16 protein-coding genes are annotated in these 18,367 nt (G+C 70.0%); 3 read left to right on the top strand and 13 right to left on the bottom strand.

Annotation, left to right across the window (positions count from 1 at the left end; translation table 11 throughout):
* Nucleotides 1-45 precede the first annotated feature (45 nt).
* The gene (locus HPY32_RS28995; protein WP_067577523.1) at nt 46-756 is read left to right on the top strand and encodes a DUF8020 domain-containing protein; all 711 of its coding nucleotides are present in this window, start codon (nt 46-48) and stop codon (nt 754-756) included.
* Between the two features lie 12 nt (nt 757-768).
* On the opposite strand, the gene HPY32_RS28985 is transcribed toward HPY32_RS28995, so the two are convergent.
* Together HPY32_RS28985 and HPY32_RS28980 are read right to left on the bottom strand one after the other, a co-directional pair.
* Entirely contained in the window at nt 769-1,008 is a 240-nt protein-coding gene (locus HPY32_RS28985) for a hypothetical protein (protein WP_067577522.1), read from the bottom strand.
* 12 nt (nt 1,009-1,020) lie between these two features.
* A complete protein-coding gene (locus tag HPY32_RS28980) occupies nt 1,021-2,760 on the bottom strand; it encodes a sodium:solute symporter family protein (protein WP_082870497.1) in 1,740 nt (579 codons plus the stop codon).
* Between the two features lie 841 nt (nt 2,761-3,601).
* On the opposite strand from HPY32_RS28980, the gene HPY32_RS28975 reads away from it, so the two are divergent.
* Both HPY32_RS28975 and HPY32_RS44035 read left to right on the top strand, forming a co-directional pair.
* The gene (locus tag HPY32_RS28975) at nt 3,602-5,134 is read left to right on the top strand and encodes a GGDEF domain-containing protein (RefSeq protein ID WP_082870496.1); all 1,533 of its coding nucleotides are present in this window, start codon (nt 3,602-3,604) and stop codon (nt 5,132-5,134) included.
* Between the two features lie 67 nt (nt 5,135-5,201).
* Nucleotides 5,202-5,573, top strand: coding sequence for a hypothetical protein (locus tag HPY32_RS44035; protein WP_216676388.1), 372 nt, complete (start codon nt 5,202-5,204; stop codon nt 5,571-5,573).
* Here the strand turns inward: HPY32_RS44035 and HPY32_RS28970 are convergent.
* From HPY32_RS28970 to dpgA, 11 genes are all read right to left on the bottom strand, one after another.
* Nucleotides 5,550-6,311, bottom strand: coding sequence for a DUF6319 family protein (locus tag HPY32_RS28970; RefSeq protein ID WP_067577520.1), 762 nt, complete (start codon nt 6,309-6,311; stop codon nt 5,550-5,552). The genes HPY32_RS44035 and HPY32_RS28970 overlap by 24 nt on opposite strands.
* 332 nt (nt 6,312-6,643) lie before the next feature.
* The gene (locus HPY32_RS28965) at nt 6,644-7,876 is read right to left on the bottom strand and encodes an oxygenase MpaB family protein (RefSeq protein WP_067577518.1); all 1,233 of its coding nucleotides are present in this window, start codon (nt 7,874-7,876) and stop codon (nt 6,644-6,646) included.
* Between the two features lie 49 nt (nt 7,877-7,925).
* Nucleotides 7,926-8,999 (bottom strand): threonine aldolase family protein, encoded by a 1,074-nt coding sequence (locus HPY32_RS28960; RefSeq protein WP_067577516.1) that lies wholly within the window; start codon nt 8,997-8,999, stop codon nt 7,926-7,928.
* 404 nt (nt 9,000-9,403) lie between these two features.
* On the bottom strand, nt 9,404-10,561 hold the full coding sequence (locus tag HPY32_RS45805) for an MFS transporter (RefSeq protein WP_171983099.1): 1,158 nt from the start codon (nt 10,559-10,561) through the stop codon (nt 9,404-9,406).
* On the bottom strand, nt 10,558-11,127 hold the full coding sequence (locus tag HPY32_RS28950; protein WP_067584236.1) for a cytochrome b: 570 nt from the start codon (nt 11,125-11,127) through the stop codon (nt 10,558-10,560). The genes HPY32_RS45805 and HPY32_RS28950 overlap by 4 nt, the downstream gene beginning before the upstream one ends.
* Nucleotides 11,128-11,135: 8 nt before the next feature.
* Nucleotides 11,136-12,200 (bottom strand): catalase family peroxidase, encoded by a 1,065-nt coding sequence (locus HPY32_RS28945; protein WP_067577512.1) that lies wholly within the window; start codon nt 12,198-12,200, stop codon nt 11,136-11,138.
* 28 nt (nt 12,201-12,228) lie between these two features.
* Nucleotides 12,229-14,049, bottom strand: coding sequence for a thiamine pyrophosphate-binding protein (locus HPY32_RS28940; protein ID WP_067577510.1), 1,821 nt, complete (start codon nt 14,047-14,049; stop codon nt 12,229-12,231).
* Nucleotides 14,050-14,082: 33 nt separating this feature from the next.
* A complete protein-coding gene (gene dpgD, locus HPY32_RS28935; protein ID WP_067577508.1) occupies nt 14,083-14,883 on the bottom strand; it encodes an enoyl-CoA-hydratase DpgD in 801 nt (266 codons plus the stop codon).
* Nucleotides 14,880-16,184 (bottom strand): (3,5-dihydroxyphenyl)acetyl-CoA 1,2-dioxygenase DpgC, encoded by a 1,305-nt coding sequence (gene dpgC, locus HPY32_RS28930; protein WP_231951280.1) that lies wholly within the window; start codon nt 16,182-16,184, stop codon nt 14,880-14,882. The genes dpgD and dpgC overlap by 4 nt, the downstream gene beginning before the upstream one ends.
* Nucleotides 16,181-16,906, bottom strand: a complete 726-nt coding sequence (gene dpgB / locus HPY32_RS28925; protein ID WP_082870495.1) for an enoyl-CoA-hydratase DpgB — start codon at nt 16,904-16,906, stop codon at nt 16,181-16,183. Before dpgB ends, dpgC begins: the two co-directional genes overlap by 4 nt.
* Before the next feature lie 36 nt (nt 16,907-16,942).
* Entirely contained in the window at nt 16,943-18,082 is a 1,140-nt protein-coding gene (gene dpgA / locus HPY32_RS28920; RefSeq protein WP_067584227.1) for a 3,5-dihydroxyphenylacetyl-CoA synthase DpgA, read from the bottom strand.
* Between the last annotated feature and the right edge of the window lie 285 nt (nt 18,083-18,367).

The raw sequence follows: 18,367 nt of genomic DNA, 5'->3' as shown, positions 1-18,367 counted from the left end.
CCTATCCAGCAAATACCCACTGTCCCATACGAAAGAAGACTCCCGATGAGGTTCGACAAACTCGCCGCCACCGGCATCCTCGCCGCCACGGCCATCGCCGCCACCGCGGGGACCGCCACCGCCGCGCCTGCCCTTCCCCGTCATCCCGGGATCGATTACCAGGCAACAGTCATCGACCAGTCCGCGGTCATTCGCACCGACGCCGGGTCGATGACCGCGGACAACGGGATCTTCACCATCAATGCCCCCGACGGGCGCGCGGTGGCCGGGATTCCGCTGGAATTTCGCGTCGACGACTTCGCCTTCCCGATCCAGGCCGAAATCCACGACCGCACCGCCACTCTCACCCCGCGGTTCGATCGCGCGCACGCGGTCTACAAGCCGGTGGACCTGCCCGTCCGGCCCGTCTCGCGCTGGAAGACCCGCGAGGACCGCGAGCAGGCCGCCTGGGACCGGATGAACAGCACGATCGGCCTGGGCGCCACCATCGGCACCCTGGTGGGCGGCATCGGCGGCGGCGCGGTCGGCTGCGTGCTCGGCGGGCTCGCGGTCGGTGCGGGCGCGACGCTGGCGACCGGCATTATCGGCGGGCTGTTCTCGTTCCTACCCGGCGCGGTCGTCGGCTGCCTCGCCGGTGCGGCCGCCCTCGGCGCGCTCGGCACCCTCGCCGGTCAGATCTTCATCACCGCGCCCTTCACGATCGCCGCCGTGGCGCAGTATTTCTCGACGATCAACGAGCCGTTCAGCCCGGAGTAGCGGCCGTGGTGGTTACTCCGCCGGAGTCTCCGCCGCTTCTGCCGCCTGCGGCGGTTTGACCGGGCGCAAGACGACCCAGGCGAGGAAGGCGGCGGCGACGACGAGCATGCCGATGCCCGCCCACAGGTTGGTGTTCCAGCCGCCGGCGCGGGCGCGCTCGGCGGCGACGTTGTGCACCAGGCCGGTGACGACCAGGATCACGCCGTACAGGCCGAGCAGCGAGCCGACGATGGTGCGGATGTCGAAAAGCATTGCGTTACTTCCTTATCCGACGAGGACGTTGAGCGCGATCACGATGACCAGCCCGATCCCGGCCAGCAGCACCGGGCGCTGGTACCAGGGCAGCGAGGCGGCGTCGGGATCGTTGAGCTGTGCCTTCGGCGTCTCCGAGTAGACCAGGCCCACCAGTTCGGCCGCGGGCTTGGGTGCGGTGAACTGACTGACCACGACGCTGAGCACGATGTCGACCACGAACGCCACACCGGCGGCGACGAAGCTCGAGCCCTGCCCGGACAGGTGGAACGCGCCCGCCTTGTCGAGGATGAAGACGACCACCGCCGACAGCGTGCCGAACACCAGGCCGACCCACCCGGCCGTCGCCGTCATCCGCTTCCAGAACATGCCGAGGATGAACGTGGCGAACAGCGGCGCGTTGAAGAACGAGAACAGCGTCTGCAGGTAGTCCATCATGTTCGAGAAGTTCCCGGCGATGAACGCGGTGCCGATCGCGATCACGGTCGCGCCGACGGTGGCCAGGCGGCCCACGGTCAGGTAGTAGTGGTCCGGCTTGTCCTTGGCCACGTACTGCTGCCACAGATCGAAGCTGAACACGGTGTTGAACGCGGAGATGTTCGCGGCCATACCGGCCATGAACGCGGCCAGCAGACCCGCCAGCGCCACGCCGAGCAGGCCGTTGGGCAGCACGTCCTTCATCAGGTACAGCAGCGCCTGGTTGTAGGTGACATCGCCCTTGCCGGTGGCCTTGTACTCGGCGACCTGCGGCACGATCAGCGCGCTGATCATGCCCGGGATCACGACGATGAACGGAATGAACATCTTCGGGAAGGCGCCGATGATCGGCGTGCGGCGGGCCGCGGAGATGGAGTGCGTGGCCAGCGCGCGCTGCACCTCCACGAAGTTCGTGGTCCAGTACCCGAACGACAGCACGAAGCCCAGGCCGAACACGATGCCGATCACCGACAGCACATTGCTGCCGAAGCCGCTGAGCTCGTTGCCGGGCCAGGAGTGCAGCTGCTGCGCGCCGTCCGGCATCGTGTGCAGCTTGTCCTTCAGTCCGCCGATGCCGCCCACGCGGTGCAGGCCGACCAGGGTCAGCGGCAGCAGCGCGGCGACGATGACGAAGAACTGCAGCACCTCGTTGTAGATCGCCGCCGACAGACCACCGAGCGTGATGTAGGAGAGCACGATCACCGCGGCGACGATCACCGACACCCACAGCGGCCAGCCCAGCAGCACGTTCAGAATGCTGCCCAGCAGATACAGATTCACGCCGGCGATGAGCACCTGGGCGAGCGCGAAGCTGATCGCGTTCACCAGGTGTGCCCCGGTGCCGAAGCGCCGCCGCATGAATTCCGGCACGCTGCGCACCTTGGAGCCGTAGTAGAACGGCATCATCACCACGCCGAGGAACAGCATGGCCGGGACCGCGCCGATCCAGAAGTAGTGCATGGTCGGCATGCCGTACTGGGCGCCGTTGGCGGACATGCCCATGATCTCCACCGCGCCCAGGTTGGCGGAGATGAAGGCCAGGCCCGTCACCCACGCCGGGAGCGAACGGCCCGACAGGAAGAAGTCGATACTCGACGACACCCGCTGCCGGGCCAGCAGGCCGATGCCCAGGACGAAGACGAAATACAGTGCGACGAGGACGTAATCGACGGGTGCGGCGTCCAGCCGCAAAGTGGTGCCTTCGGCTAACACGTGCGGCGTACCCCCTGCCAACACCGAATCGATCAGTCCTGGGGGCTCAGCAGCGGGCGGCATTCAGCTCTCCTGTCGAGAAACATCATCGGATGACCGGTCGGGATACTAGCGGCTTGTTAGCGCTCACAGGAGTGGTTCGACCGGTCCGTTTTGCCGCGTCCCGGTGAAAGGCCCGATATCGACCAGCGAACCGCTCGCCGAGCGCGGCGCGCGGAGTCTACCCATACGGGAGCGCGCAGAGGCGGCGCGGGAGGGCGTGATTCGTTCCGTCCGGAACGAATTCCCCTGTCGCAGCGGCGTTTTGGCGCACGACACTCCTCCGAAATGCGACACTGGGTCGCCACGGAAAGGACCCCGACATGAACACGCCGAGACGACACGCGCGGAGAGCGTGTCCGGTTTCGGGGCCACCCGCCCGATCCCGGGAGACGGGTTGTCAGGGGTGCAAGCAATCACCCGGCAAGTATTACCGATGGCCGAATTCGCCGGGGCCGCAACCTCTCCGCCGACCGCATGGTGCAGGAACCGGAGGGCAAGCCCCGAATTGCGCGGGCCCGTACCGCCCGGCGGGATCCCGCCATCGACCCGGACCCCGGAGCGGAAAAGTTTGCAGCACGCTTTCCGCAACACGCGCGGCGCACCACGATCTACGATGCAAGATTCCCCTTCGCGGCCTCGAGTACGCGACAAGGACCCCGTCTTCGTGCCATGATCAAGTCGGTTGTCCAGGTCTCGGGGCCGTACCCGTGGGCCCCGGCCGGGACATCTGTTCGTGCAACATCTCCCGGTACTCGGTCGGCGCGACACACCCCGAGCATCGGGTGAGCGTGGGGGTCGCGCGGCGTTCACGGATCCGCGGCGCGGCCGAGTTCATAGGGGACGGAGCGGACAAGGGGGGCTGATGGCACTCGAACAGCACGCGATCGGCGTCCGGCATCTGTTCGGGCGACCGCTCGGAAACTGGTGGCACACCGCATTGTCGGTGGCCGCCGCGACAATCGTCGCGACACCGTTGTTCGTCGGCTCGCGCTCGGCGGCGCTACTCGCGCTGGGCACGGTCGCGACGGCGACACTGATCATGATCGGCATCGGCGTGCGGCGGCACCGCCCGCCCGCGCCGGCGTCCTGGTATCTGCTGGGCGCCTCGTCGATCCTGTTCGCCGTGGGCACGGCGATGCGCATCGTCACCAGCGATCACGCGCATCCGCTGGACGATGCGGCGACGCTGGCCGGCTACGTCGGGGTGGGCGTGGCGGCGTATCTGTGGCTGTGTCCCCGGCGGGCCAGCTACCCACCGGACGTCATGCTCGACTCGGCGCTGATCGGGCTGGGCTCGCTGCTGGCGTCGTGGATGTTCCTCATCTCGCCGGTGCTGCACGCCACGCACACGCCGGACCGGGCGACGGCGCTGGCGATCGTCTTCCCGCTGCTGGACGCGGGGCTGCTGACGTTGGTCACCCATTCGATGGTGACGGCCAACCGCTCGGAGGTCTCGCTGCGCCTGGTGCACGTGAGCGCGCTGGCGGTCGTGGTCACCGATGTGCTGCACAATCTGGCCACGGCCGGAACCATCCACATCGACCACCGGGTGCTGCTGGCGCCGACGCTGTTCGCCTATCTGGCCATGGGTCTGGCGGCGCTGCAGCCGACCATGACGGCCCTGGGCGGGCCGCGGCAGATCCATCCGCATCGGTCCCGGCAGCGGGCGAATGTGATCGCGGTGGCGCTGGTCGTGGCGTCGCTGGTGCCCGCCGTCGGCACGCGGTTGAGCGCCCTCGACCGGATCGTGGTGTCGGCGCTGCTGGCGTGCCTGCTGATCGGGGTGCTCGCGCGCAGCGAGCGGGCCATCGTGCGCAGCGCGCGCAGCGAACGCCGCGCCCAGTACCAGGCCGACCACGACATGCTCACCGGCCTGCTGAACCGGTCGGCGCTGCTGCGCGCACCGGCCCGCGACCAGGAGCGCTGGACCGGGCGGCCGGTCTGCCTGCTGTTCATCGACCTCGACGGGTTCAAGACGATCAACGACAGCTACGGACACGCGGTCGGCGACGAGCTCATCGCCAATGCCGCCGCCCGGATCCGCCGCATCATCCGCCGCGACGACATGGCGGCCCGCTACGGCGGCGACGAATTCGTGGTGCTGGCGGACGGCGGGCGGCAGGAGGCCGAGCAGCTGGCCGAACGCCTGCTGGCCACCTTCACCAAGCCCTTCGAGCTCAGCGTCGGCGAGGTGCGGATCGCGGCCAGCCTGGGCATCGCGTGCAGCGGCCCGCGCAGCGCCGACGCGACCGTCTACGACCTGCTCCGCGAGGCCGATTCGGCGATGTACCACGCCAAGGAGTACTCGCTGGGCTACGCCTTCCACGAAGACGTCCGCCACCGCGGGCACACCGACCTGTCCCACTGCCGCTGGCCCCGCGAACAGGCGGTCTAGGTCCCGGCCAAAAGCGCGCCGGGATGGCCAAAAGCGCGCCGGGATGACGGAGGGCCAACGCGCCGGAATGACGGAGAGCTCGCGCACCGGAATGACGAAGGGCTCGCGCACCGGGATCACGAAGGGCTCGCGCACCGGGATCACGAAGGGCTCGCGCACCGGGATCACGAAGGGCTCGCGCACCGGGATCACGAAGAGCTCGCGCACCGGGATCACGAAGAGCTCGCGCACCGGGATCACGAAGAGCTCGCGCACCGGGATCACGAAGAGCTCGCGCACCGGGATCACGAAGAGCTCGCGCACCGGGATCACGAAGAGCTCGCGCACCGGGATCACGAAGAGCTCGCGCACCGGGATCACGAAGAGCTCGCGCACCGGGATCACGAAGAGCTCTTGTCATTCCGGCGCGGAATCCTCAGTCGGTCAGCTCGTCGAGTAGTTTGCGGGCCTGTTCGAGTTCGGCTTGGAGCTGTTCGACCTTGGCGCGCTGGCTGGTGCGGACCGACTCCAGGATCGAGTCGACGACCTCGGCGACCTCCGGGTGCAGGAGCTTGGCGGCCTGGGCGACCGCGGCGCCGGAGACGGGCAGGCCGCGGACCGTGCGCTTCTTGCCGTTGACGACGTCGACGGTCCACTCGCCCTCGGTGGTGCCGGAGAGGGTGACGGTGACCTCGGGGGCCTTGGGCTTGCGGGCCGCGGCGGACTTCGCGGGCTTGGGGGCGGCGCCGCTCGGCTTGGCGGCGGGCTTGGGGGCGGCGTCCGCCGGTTTGGCGGGCGAATTCGGTTCGGCGGCGGCGGGTTTCGCCGGTTCCGGGGTGGGCGCGGGCGTGTGGACGGTCGGCGGCATGGTCACTGCGGTGTCCTTCCTGGTTGCCGTTGTCTTTTTCGCGGTGCTCGATTTCGCGGCCGCGGCGGGCTGGCGCCGGGCCGGTTTGGTCAGCGTGACTTCGGTGGGCGAGAACGACAGCACGTCTTTGGATCCGGTCGGCCGCACCTGGAGGAAGTCTCCCTCGGAGGGCTCACCGAGCGCGACCACCTTCCCGGAACGGCCCTCCGGGATGCCGACGGCGGCGGCGGTGAACCACACCATGGGTGGGCGGCCGCCCGCAATATCCGCGGCGATCTGCCGAATCTCGGTGTCGGACAGCGGTTGTGGCTTCGTTCGACGGGACGACATGGGTGCACTCCGGGCGGGCTCGTTGACATCTGCGTGTCAAGAGCATGCCCCATCGCACCGACAAGTCCACATCGCCCGGTTCGCACCGATCCCACCATCCGCGTTGGCAAATATTGGGCTACATCAATGTTCGGTCCTGCTCGCGGTTCTCGATCGCCTCGGTGAATCGTAGGCGTTGACGAGGTGGCGTGCGATGGGTTGCGTGAAACAGCCTCGGCCGCGCGGGCGTCCGAGGCTGGTAGCGGACCGGAACGGATGCAGACACGCCGATTTCGCATCGCTCCAGCAACACTCGGCGTGTGCCCGCGACGACGGCGCGGGCGCGGCGCGACTCAGGCCGCGTCGCTCACATGCCGCACGGATTCGCCGATCACGGCCTGTTCGTCGCCGACGAGCAGGCGCAGGAACTCCTCCTGTTCGCGCCGCCCGCGCGCGGCGGCCCGATCGGCGCCGCCCGGCAGCAACAATGCCGCGCCGCTGTGGGCCAGATTCACCGGGATGCGCAGCAGCGGATACCACGGCGGCATATAGGCGGGCAGCCCGAGCCGCCGCATGGCCTGCGGGCCGAGGAAGGCGCTCGCGATGGACAGGTGCTGGGCGCGTGCGATGCGCCCGCGCAATCCGGGCATGCTGCGGAAGTGCCAGCCGAGCGGGTCGTCGCCCATCGGCATCGCCAGCTGCAGGGTGGTCTCGTCGGGGTTGGTGATCGCGGTCATGCAGTGGTACAGCAGCCGCACCGCATCGCGAAAACCGTTGGGCAGCCATTCGTCCCGCACCCCGATCAGCCAGCCCACGTACCGGGTCAGGTGCGCGGCCGCGTCCAGATCGGCCCGGGTGGGCACGATGCCCATCGGCATGGCGCCGACGAACGGCGAGATCAGCGCGCCCACCAGCGTTGCCGCCATATCCGTCTGGTTGATCGGCACGCCCCACTCGGCGGTGTCCCAGTCCGGCAGCGCCGCGACGTGCCGCCGCACGAAGGCGTGGATGAGCCGCACCCGGATGGTGGAACGGTAGCCCGGCCCGAGCGGCCGCATGCCCTCCTCGGAGCTGACGTCCAGCGCCCACTGCAACGTCTCGGCGAAGCGCTTCGCCGGGCCCTTCTCCAGCGCGCCGGTGCGCACCAGGGTCTTGTTGAAGCCCGAGGCCAGGTATCCGCCCAGCAGCGCGACGTCGCGGGCGATGTACAGTCCGTCGGCGCCGCCGGCCCGGAACACCCGCTCGGCCCGGCGAATCTTGGCCCAGTCCACCCACTCCGGCACCGTCTCGTAGCGAACGAAGAACTCCCGCAACGGTTCCGGCGCCTCGGGTACGGAGGCGATGCCCGCGTGCAGCGCGCGCTCGAACAGCGGGCGGGTCCGGTCGGAGCCCTCGGCGCACATCCAGTCCACGAGGCGATCCATCGGCTCGTCACCGACCAGCAGCGCCTCCCCGAGGACCCGCCACTGCCGCGGAGAGGGCTTGCCGATGCCCATCAGCAGGGCGAACGGACGCAGGCCCGGGACCTTGCGCGGAGAATCGGGGTGCCTGCGGGGAATGGCCGGGGACGCAACCGTGGGATTCATCGCGGCTCTCCTTCGAGCGGGGTTATGAAATAATGTAGGCCGCTTTCTATCATTGCGTCAACGGTCGCGCGGCGCTCGCCTCCTCGGCCAGTGCGGCGACGAAGGCGTCCACGTCGTCCGGGGTGGTGTCGAAGGAGCACACCCAGCGCACGACGCCGGTGTCCTCGTCCCAGACGTGGAAGAAGTAGCGCTTGCGCAGCCGGTCGGTGACCTCGGGCGGCAGCGCCGCGAAGACCTCGTTGGCCTGCACCGGGTAGGCGATCCGCACGCCGTCGACCCGGCCCGCGGCCACGGCCAGCCGGGTCGCCATGGCGTTGGCCCGGGTGGCGTTGCGCAGCCACAGATCCCCGCCGAGCAGGGCCTCGAGCTGCACCGAGACGAAGCGCATCTTCGAGGCCAGCTGGGTGGACGACATGCGCAGGTATTCGATGTCGTGGATGCGGTCGGTGAGCGCCACGACGGCCTCGCCGAGCATCAGCCCGTTCTTGGTGCCGCCGAAGGACACGATGTCCACGCCCGCGTCGGTGGTGCACGCGCGGAGCGAAACGCCCAGGTGCGCCGCGGCATTGGCGATGCGGGCGCCGTCCAGGTGCACCAGCATGCCGAGGTCGTGGGCGTGCCGGCAGAGCGCGCGGATCTCCTCGACGGTGTAGCAGGTGCCGAGTTCGGTGCTCTGCGTGATCGAGACGGCCAGCGGCTGGGCGCGGTGCGCGTCCCCGCGGCCCCACGCCTGTCGATCGATCAGTTCCGGGGTGAGCTTCCCGTCGGGCGTCGGCACCGGGTAGATCTTGATGCCGCCCACCTTCTCCGCGGCGCCGCATTCGTCGCTGTTGACGTGCGCGGTCTCGGCGCTGATCACCGCACCCCAGCGCGGCAGCAATGCCTGCAGCGCAACGACATTCGCGCCGGTGCCGGTGCACACCGGGTACACCCGCGCTCCCTCCCCGAAGTGCCGGGCAAAGGTCTGCCCCAGCGCGACCGTGTAATCGTCGGCACCGTAGGCACTTTGATGCCCGCCATTGGCAACGGCCAGCGCCGCCAACACCTCCGGATGAATTCCGGCCCAGTTGTCGCTGGCAAAACTACGGGCAGCGGGATCATGGCGACGAACAACTTCGGTCATGATCGCACCCTATCGCCGCCGATGACGGTGCGGTGGGCCGAAGGTCGCCGCGGGGTCCCGGCCAAAAGCACGCCGGGACCAAGGAGTAATCGCGCGCCGGGACCAAGGAGTAGCCGCGCGCCGGGACCAAGAAGTAGTCGCGCGCAGGACCAAGAAGTAATCGCGTGCCGGGACCAAGGAGTAGCCGCGCGCTGGGACAAGGGAGCCGCACGTCGGGACGAAGGAGCCGCGGACCGGGACGAGGAAGCCGCGGACCGGGACGAAGGAACCGCGGACCAGGACGAGGAAGCCGCAGACCAGGACGAGGAAGCCGCAGACCAGGACGAGGAAGCCGCAGACCAGGACGAAGGAGCCGTGGGCCGGGATGGGACGGAGCTGCGCGCTGGGGTCGGAGGGGGCCGGGGTTATCGGTTGCGGGGGACGGTGGTGGCTTGGAGGGTGGTGGCGGTGGTTAGTAGGAGGAGGGCGGGGGGCCAGGTGGTGGTGAGGGTGTGGAGGAGGCCCAGGAGGGCGGGGCCGGTGGCGGCTATGAGGTAGCCGATGGATTGGGACATGGCGGCCAGGGCGGCGGCGTGGGGGGCGTCGGGGGCGTGTTCGGATTGGAAGGACAGGGAGAGGACCAGGCAGATTCCGGCGCCTATGCCGATGGTGAGGACGGAGACGGCGGCTAGTTTCGGGGCGCAGGCGAGTAGGAGGAAGCCTCCGGCGTTCAGGAGGGACGCGGATACCGCCAATGCCCGGGGGGTGGCGCGGGTGCGCAGCAGGGGCACCGCGTTCACGGCGAGCAGGCCGAGGATCTGGAAGGCGAACAGTGCGAATCCCGAATCCCGAGCGGAGATTCCCTGGTCGTGCAGGATGCTCGGCAGCCAGGCGATGGTGGCGTAGAAGCCCAGCATCTGCAGTCCGGTGAACAGCGACACCCGCCAGGCCAGGGCCGAGCGCCACGGCAGCGGCGCGCGGACCGGTGCGGCGGCGGCCGGTGGTTCGCGCCGCCGATGCCGCGACCAGATCAGCGCCGCCAGCACGGCCGGAATCGCCCAGCACGCCAACGAGGTTCGCCAGCCGCCGGGCAGCACCGCCGCCAGCGGCACCGCGATCCCGGAGGCCGTCGCCGCGGCCGCCGTCATGGCCGTGACATAGCGCGCGGTCGCCGTCACGATCCGCGGCCCCGGCACCTGGGCCCGCACCAGCGCCGGAAGCAGCACATTGGCGAAGGCGATGGCGGCGGACGCGATCACGGTCCCGGCGAACAGCAGCGGCACGCCGGGCACCGAGCGCAGCAGCAGCCCGGCGGCCACCCCGGCCAGGGCCGGTCCCAGCAGCCGCCCCGGGCCGACCCGCACCGCGCGGGCGGCCAGCGGGGAGACCGCGGCGAAGGTCAGCAGCGGCAGCGCCGTCAACACCCCGCACCACGCGGCCGACAGCCCGGTCCCGGCCGCGATGGCGGGCAGCAGCGACCCGACGCCGGTCAGGCCGCTGCGCAGCGTCACCCCGACGCACACGATCGCGACCACGAACCCGACGGTGGGGGCGCGGTCGCGCACGAGCGCCGGAACGCTCATCGCCGATGGGCCGCGACCCGACGCTCGCCGCCGAAGGTCATGCGCCGAATCAGGGTGTCGCGCAGCACCAGCGCGTGGAACACCACCGCGCAGATGTGCGCGGTGAAGGCGGCCAGCAGCGCGTAGGCCAGGAACTCGTGCACGGTCCGCAGTGTGGCGTACAGCTGGGCGTCGACGGGCACGATGGCCGGAATCCGCAGCCCGCCCAGCACGTGGATCGGAATCCCCGAGGACGACACCAGGCACCAGCCCACGATCGGCTGCGCCAGAAACAGCGCGTACATGAGCAGTTCGGAACCGTTGGCCACCAAGCGTTCCGGCCTGCTCAGCGGATCGTGCCGCCGCGGCGGCCGATGCAGGACCCGATTCCCGATCCGGATCACCGCCAGCACCAGGATCACCAGGCCGAGGGTCTTGTGGACGGTGAGCAGCCGCCCGTAGTCGCCGTACGAGCCGACCAGCGCGCCGCCCACGAAGATCATGGCCACGATCGCTATCGCCATGAGCCAGTGCAGGATTCGCGCCGTCACGCCGAAGCGCTCGGGGCGGGCGACCTCGTCGCGCACCGCCGTCATCACGCCTCCTCCGCGACGACCGCGCCCGGCGCGGTGGGCTCAGCGCTGCGGCGGCGGAACGATTCGGCGTAGGCGGCCGAGCGCGCCGCGAGCAACGGATCGTCCGAGGGCGCCAGGCCGTCGGGCAGCACCAGCGGATCGAAGGCGACCGCCTCGACATTGCCCACCGCCTCGGTGTGCACCCGGTCCACCACGACGGTGCCGACCGCGATCCGGCGGCGGTCGTCGGGCCACGGCTTGGTGGCGTCGTGGGTCGGGTCGACCCCGGGCACCCCGACCACCAGCACCAGCGTCCACCGCAGCGGCCCCGCCGCGATCCGCCGGATCAGCGGCGCGAAAAGCCCTGCCCCGCCATTGTTTTCCGCCGAGGGCGCGGTCTCCGGCTCCAGATGCCAGCGCACCGGGACCCGCCGCCCGTCGTGCGCGATGCACTCGAAGGCATTGAGCCCGTAGAAGGTCGAGCCGACGAACCCGGGCGCGGGCGGGGTGCGGCCGATGATGTCCAAGGCCGCCGCCGTCTCGGGATGGGTCGCCAGGTGCTGCTTCATCTTCTCCGGATCGGGCTTGCCGGTGGCCGGGTCGGGCGCGAATGCCGTTGTGCGCGTGTAGAAGTCCTCCGGCGTGGCGTCGAGGAACACCGGCACGTTCACCATCGCCATCCGCCACTGCTCGCCGCCGGGCAGGAACAGTTGCAGCCCGAGCCCGCGCGGCGCGGTCGGATCGTCCGGCATGTGTGGGTTACCGCCGCCGAGGGAGAACCGCCCGGCGAGCCGGTAGCGGCCCGGCCGGAACGCCGACGCCTTCGACAGCTCCGCGCCGCTGCCGTTGCTGTCGAAATACCCCGACACCGCAACGCCTTTGGCGTGGTTGCGGCGGTATCCGGGGAAGTGCCCCCCGGCGGCGGCCTCCAGGCGATCGACCATGCGCCACGCCGTCAGCCGCCACGGCCCCACGATGTCCTCGCTGACCAGGAATCCGCCGATCCCGGCGAGGCCGACGCCGAGCACGGCGGCGGCCCCCAGCAGGGTGCGGCGATTCAGCGGTACCCCCGACCTGTCGGTCATTGCTCTCCCCTCGTTCGGTTCTCCGGTGTCACGGCGGGCCCATCGCGCGCAGCCGCCGCACCTCGTCCACATCGATGCCGGGCTTGCCGACCAGCAGCATGTCCGTCGGCGGGGCGGCGCCCACCGAGGGATCGACCCGGATGTCGATCACGTACGGCTCGCCGTCGGAGACCACCTTGAGCCCGTGTTCGATGGCGTCGCGCAGCTTGCGCCCGTCGGAGACCACCTCGCCGTCGATGCCGAAGGTGGCCGCGATCTGCGCGAAGTCCTGCACCGGCTGGCCGAGTCGCAGATACCAGGCGTCGTGCGCGGGCCGCCAGCCGTACAGCGCCTCGATGGATTGCAGCCCGTTGATCAGCGACTTGTACTCGTGGTTGTTCATCACCAGATACAGCACGGGCAGGTGGAACTTCCGGGTGGTCCACCAGGAATTGGTGTGGAACAGCGCCGAGCCGTCGCCCACGATGTCGACCACCAGCCGCTCCTGCCCCACCGCGAGGGCGATGCCGATCGAGGCGGGCAGCGAAAAGCCCAGCGCGCCACCGGATGTGCAGAAGTAGGCGTCGGGATGGTCGTAGTGCAGCACCTGCTGAATCGTCGGCGACACCGCGAAGTCCTCGTTGACGATGGTCAGCGGCCGGCGCAGCGTCTGCTGCAATTCGGCGAGGACCATCGGCACCTGGAAGTCCGGGATCGGGGCCTCGTCGTCGCCCGGAAAGGCTTGCGCCGCGGTCGAGAAGGCCGTGGCGCGCTGTGCGTCCAGCATCAGGATGCGCTGATTGCGGGTACCGGCCACGGTTTCGTCGTAGCCGGGATGCTCGACGACGGCGTCGATGATCAGCGGCAGCGTCATCTTGATATCGCCGAGCACCCCGACGTCGGCGAAGTGGTTCTTGCCGATCTCCCACGGATCGTTGTGCAAGGTCACCTGGGTGAGCCGGTCGGGAATGATCGGCCCGTCCGCCCAGCGGAACACCAGGACCTGCGCCTGCGAGTTCACCCCGATCTGGAACAGGACGTCGAAGTCCCCCAGCTGCTTGTGCACGCCGTCCTGGGTCGGCATGAGCTCCCCCTGCCAGTGCGGCAGGTCGTTCGGATAGTTCATCCGGCTGGCCTGGTTCTCCGAATACACCGCCGCGCCGAGCAGATTCGCCAGCTGCTCGATCTCCGGCCAGGCGCCCGCCTCGCCGACGCCGTCGCCGACCAGCAGCGCCGGATTGCTCGCGCGGGCCAATCGGTCGGCGACGGCGGAGATTCCGGCCGGGTCGCCGGTGGAGCGGTGCGCGATGCGGGTGAACCGCCCGTGGTCCGGCGTGGTCGGGCTCTCCACCAGGAAGTTCCACGGGATGGCCAGGAACACCGGCCGCAGCGGCGGCACCGACAGCTCCTTGAAGGCCCGCTGCAACACCAGCGGCAGTTCGTCGATGGTGCGCACCTCGTGCGCCCACTTGGCGTATTGACCGGCGGTGCGCACCAGGTCCGACCCCAGGATCGGTTCCTGGCTCAGCAGGTCGCTGTGCTGCTGACCGCAGAACACGATCAGCGGGATATTGGAACGGTAGGCGTTGAACAGGTTGTCGATGATGTTCGCGGTGCCCGGGGTGACGTGCACGATCGCCGCGCCCGGCCGCCCGGACATGCGGGCATAGCCCATGGCGGCGCCGACCGCGATGTTCTCGTGCAGGCACGGAATGTAGGACACCCCGTTGGCGGGCACGGTGGTTCCGTCGATGAGCGGAATCTCGTGTGTGCCCGGCACGCCGAAGGCGTATTCGACCCCGGCCTCGCGCAGGTAGTCGAAGACCAGGTCGCGGCCGAGCTTGCGATGGCGGGTGATGGATGTGGTCATGATGGTGTCTCTCGGGTGAATCGGTGGCCGCCGTCAGCGGCCGGTCCAGATCGGCGCGCGCCGCTGCGCGAACGCCCGGGGACCTTCCTCGGCGTCGGCGGACCGCATGCGCAGGCTTTCCCAGTGATAGGTGCGGGCGAAGGCCACCGGCAGCGGGTCGGTGAGCGAGGCGGCGGCCGCCTCCTTGATGGCGCGCAGCGACAGCGGCGCGCACGCCAGCACGTCGGCGATCCAGCCGTCCACGCACCCGTCCAGGTCCTGCGGCTCGACCACCTCGTTGACCAGGCCCAGTTCGGCCGCCCGCCGCGCCGACATCCGCCGGCCGGTCAGCAGGTGGCCCATCGCGATCCGGTACGGCGCCTGCCGGGGCAGGCGGAACACGCCGCCCGCGCCCGGGATCAGGCCGAGCCGCGCCTCGGTGAGGCCGAATTCGGCGTCGCTGGACGCGATCACGATGTCGGCGGCGAGGGCCAGTTCGAAGCCGCCGCCGAGCGCGTAGCCCGACACCTTCGCGAGAATCGGTGTGGGGAAGGAGAATCGCTCGGTAATGCGCGGATAGCCGAGCCTGCCCGCGCTGCCGAACGACGACCGCCCGGCGCCCCTGCCGTCGCGTTCCGCGAGTTCCTTCAGGTCCTGGCCGACCGAGAAGGCCCGTCCCCCACGGCCGCTCAGCACCACCAGCCGGATGCCGTTGTCGGCCTCGACGTCGTCCCAGATCTGCCCGAGTTCGGCGTGCATGCGCAGATTCATGGCGTTGAGCACCTCGGGCCGGGCCAGCTCGACGTGCGCGACATGCCCGTCCCGCCGGTAGGCGACGGTGGTGAACTCGGTCATCGGCTCGCCCCGTCGCTGAAGCGGTGCACCTTCGCCAGGACGTCCGCGCCGTACAGCCGCTCCGCCTGCACGCGGGCGAATTCGGCCAGATAGCAACGGAATACGTCCTGCGGCTCCTCGGCGGCGACCAGCATGCGCTTGTTGGCCACCACCGCGGGCGAGTCGAGCCGGGCGGCGGCGTCCTCGACGGCCTCGTCCATCGAGGCGGGCTCGACCACGGTGTCGATCACGTAGCGGGCGTCGGGCTCGGTGGCCCGAATCCGCCTGCCCCACAGGATGACATCGCGGGAGAGCCGGTGGTGGGCGGCGCGCCCGAGGCGCAGGTTCGCCACGCCCGGGACGATGCCCTCCTGCGCGGCGGGCAGGCTGAGATAGCTGTCGGACGCGGCGATCACGCGATCGAAGACCAACAGCAGCTGCATCCCGCCGCCGATGGCGAAGCTGTCGACCGCCGCGACCCACGGCTTGAGCACCGGTCCCGCGGGCCCGGATGCCGTGCCGCGCAGGATCTTCGCGATGTATCCGGTCTCGCGGCCGAGGATGAAGTCGACGAACGAGATCCGGCCCGCGTGCAGGTCCACCAGGTTGATGCCCGCGCTGAACACCCGCCGCCCGCGGTAGCGGGGATGGTCCATCACCCCGCCGCGGACCACGCCGACGTGCGACTGCTCGTCCAGCAGCACCAGATCCACCGCCGTCTCCATGTCGGCGACGTGCCCGTTGTCCTCGGCGTTGAGGCAGTGGGTATTGGTGATGGTGAGCGTCGCGGTGTGGCCGATCCGGGTCACGGTGACCGCGGGCAGCATCACCGTGCCGGTGGCCTCGAACCGCGCCAGCAGCCCGGCGGCCCGATCGGTCGGCGCGCGCATGGCGTCCAGAAGATGGTTGCCCGCAACGGGATCGGCGAGCATCGCGTGGAAGAACAGGCCCTGGTCGAGCTCCCAGCCCTCCTTGTGCGCCTGCGGCAGGTCCGCGTCGGCGGCGAGCTGGTCGGCGTCGGGCAGCAGCCCGGGGAACCGCAGGGTGGCGGCCTCGGCGAGGGCGGCCAGCCGCAGCGGCCGCCGGAAGTCCTCGGTCGCCGCCCGGTACACCGTGCGCGCGTGCCGTTCCAGGAATCCGCGGCGGCGCTCCCGCAGCGCCCGATGCGCCCGCGCCGCCCGGTCGCGGCTCGCCTCGCTGCGGTCGCGCACCGGCCCCAGCGATCGCAGCAGCATGGCGTGTGCGGCTGCCGCACTGCGCAATTCGATGCGATCGCGGTCCAGGTCGCCGGGGGCGGCGACGGTGGCCGTCCCGGCGGTCACGACGCCGCTCGATCCCGGCGCAGCGCGCGGTCCGAGGCGGCCAGGTGCGCGCCCAGCGCGTCCTCGAATCGCGTTGTCGCCGCGTCCAGCAGCAGGCGGCGGCGGATCGCGAGCTCGGTGCCGACGGCCGAGTCGAACAGCGCCGCTCCGGCGCGCAGGGCGTCGGTCTCGGCGGCCGAATCGGTGACCACCATGTCGACGAGGCCGCGTTCCAGCGCCTGCCGCGCGGACAGGGCCCGGCCCTGGATCACCAGATCGCGGGCGCGGGCGACCCCGACCTCGGCCACCAGCCGGTACACCGCCATGGCGGGCCACACCCCGGCTTCGGTGCTGGCGAACCGGAATTCGGCGGCCACCCGCAGGATGCGGTAGTCGGCGACGAGCAGCAGTTCGGCGGCGGGGCCGTAGGCGTCGCCGTCGACGGCGGCGACGATCGGCAGGGGCACCTGCTCGAGGCGGCGCAGCGCCCCTTCCCACTTGCTCACCTCGCCCACGGTCGCCTCGCCGGGCCACGCGCGATACTCCCCGGATCGCGCGCCCTGGATGCGGAGCACGACGCAGTGCGACCCGTCCGCCGCGTCCTCCGCGCGGCGGGCGACGGCGGTCACCGCGTCGATCAGTTCGGCCCGCAGCGGGCCGTGCGCGGGCACGGCCGCGGCGATGATGTCGGTCCCGGAACCGTCGACGACGGCATGCGGGCGTGAAATGTGTTCGGTATTCATCGAATCAACCTCGTCGGCTTTCTTCGCACGGTGAATTCAGAATTCGAGGAGGGCGGTTTCGATCTGCGAACCGGGCCCCATCGTCATGAAGACGCCGTAATCGCCGGGCCGGGTCGTGCCCTCGGCGAGCAATCGCCGATAGGAGAACAGGAACGATCCGCTCGACATATTTCCGTAGTCGCGCATGACCCCGACGGTGTGCCGGAGATCGTGTGTGGTCAGCCCGAGGTTGACCTTCACCGCGTCGATCACCTTCTTGCCGCCGGAATGCACGACCCAGTGCGCGATGTCCTTGCGCCGCAGGCCGTTTTCCGACAGCAGCCGGTCGACCACGATCTCCACGTGGGCGCCGACCTCGTACGGGACTTCCCGGTCCAGATAGAAATTGAACTTTCCGGCGTCGGAATCCCAGTCGTAGCGCATGGCGTCGACGGCGTGCCGAATCATGTAGCTGCGCTGGGCGATCACCTCCGGAGTCCGGCCCGGCTCGCAGCCCAGGGTGGCGGGCGCGCCCGCCCCGACGGCCAGGGCGGCCGCGCCGTCGCCGAACAGGCTGTTGACCACCGCCGTGCGCATGGTGCCGTCGAAAACATAGGCGGCCGAGCACGCCTCCGAGCAGACCAGCATGGCCAGCTCGCCCGGATGCGCCGTCGACCAGGCGGCCGCCGCGGTCAGGCCGTTGAGCCCGGCGTTGCAGCCCATGCCGACCACGTCCAGCCGGGCGGTGTGCGGCGACATGCCCAGCTCGTTGATCAGCAGCGCGCTGAATCCCGGCGTCAGGAAACCGGTGGTGGTGACGGCGACCAGGTAGGCGATATCGTCGGGCTCCCGGCCGATCTCGCGCAGGCAGGCGCGAATGGCCTCGGCCCCGGTGCGCACGCCGTGGCGGCGATGCTTGGCCAGCAGCTCGCCCTGGGTCTCGCTGCGGAAACCGCCGTCGGCGGCGCGCGGCGGCAGGGTCAGGAATCGGTGTTCGATTCCGCCGTTGAGGAATACGCCCCGAATTTTGGGGTCGGTGATCCCGAGCAGATCGACGAGTTCGCGCTGACGGTATCGCGTCGGCGGGTTGGCGGTGGCCACGCCCAGCAACCGGGATCGCAGCGGCCCGCGCGCGTATTCCGTTGTCCGCGTGCTCGATTCGAGTTCCGGCGCGGAAAGGTGCGGTGAAAGTGTCATGATCGGAATCCGTTTCGTCGCTCGTTCCACGAGACGAAACGCCCCCCGTTCCGTATCCACATGTGGTCTTCCTTTTGAAAATCGCTGATTTCAAACATCGCCGCCCATCGGCGTGACGCGCTCCCCCGAGCAGATTTTCGTTTTCTCGGACGCGAGACTAGCAGCGCCCCCCACCCCCGGCAACCATGATTCACCGGGCCCCGGACCCCCTCATTCGGTCGTACGTCCGGAATGCAATGCGCCGCATGATATGTCACCGAAATGATCGCGCTGGACAGTACCGGT

This window comes from Nocardia terpenica (assembly GCF_013186535.1).
Classification (GTDB): Bacteria; Actinomycetota; Actinomycetes; order Mycobacteriales; family Mycobacteriaceae; genus Nocardia; species Nocardia terpenica.
The sequence above is the reverse complement of the archived record's forward strand: the minus strand, read 5'-3'. Positions and strand labels throughout refer to the sequence as shown.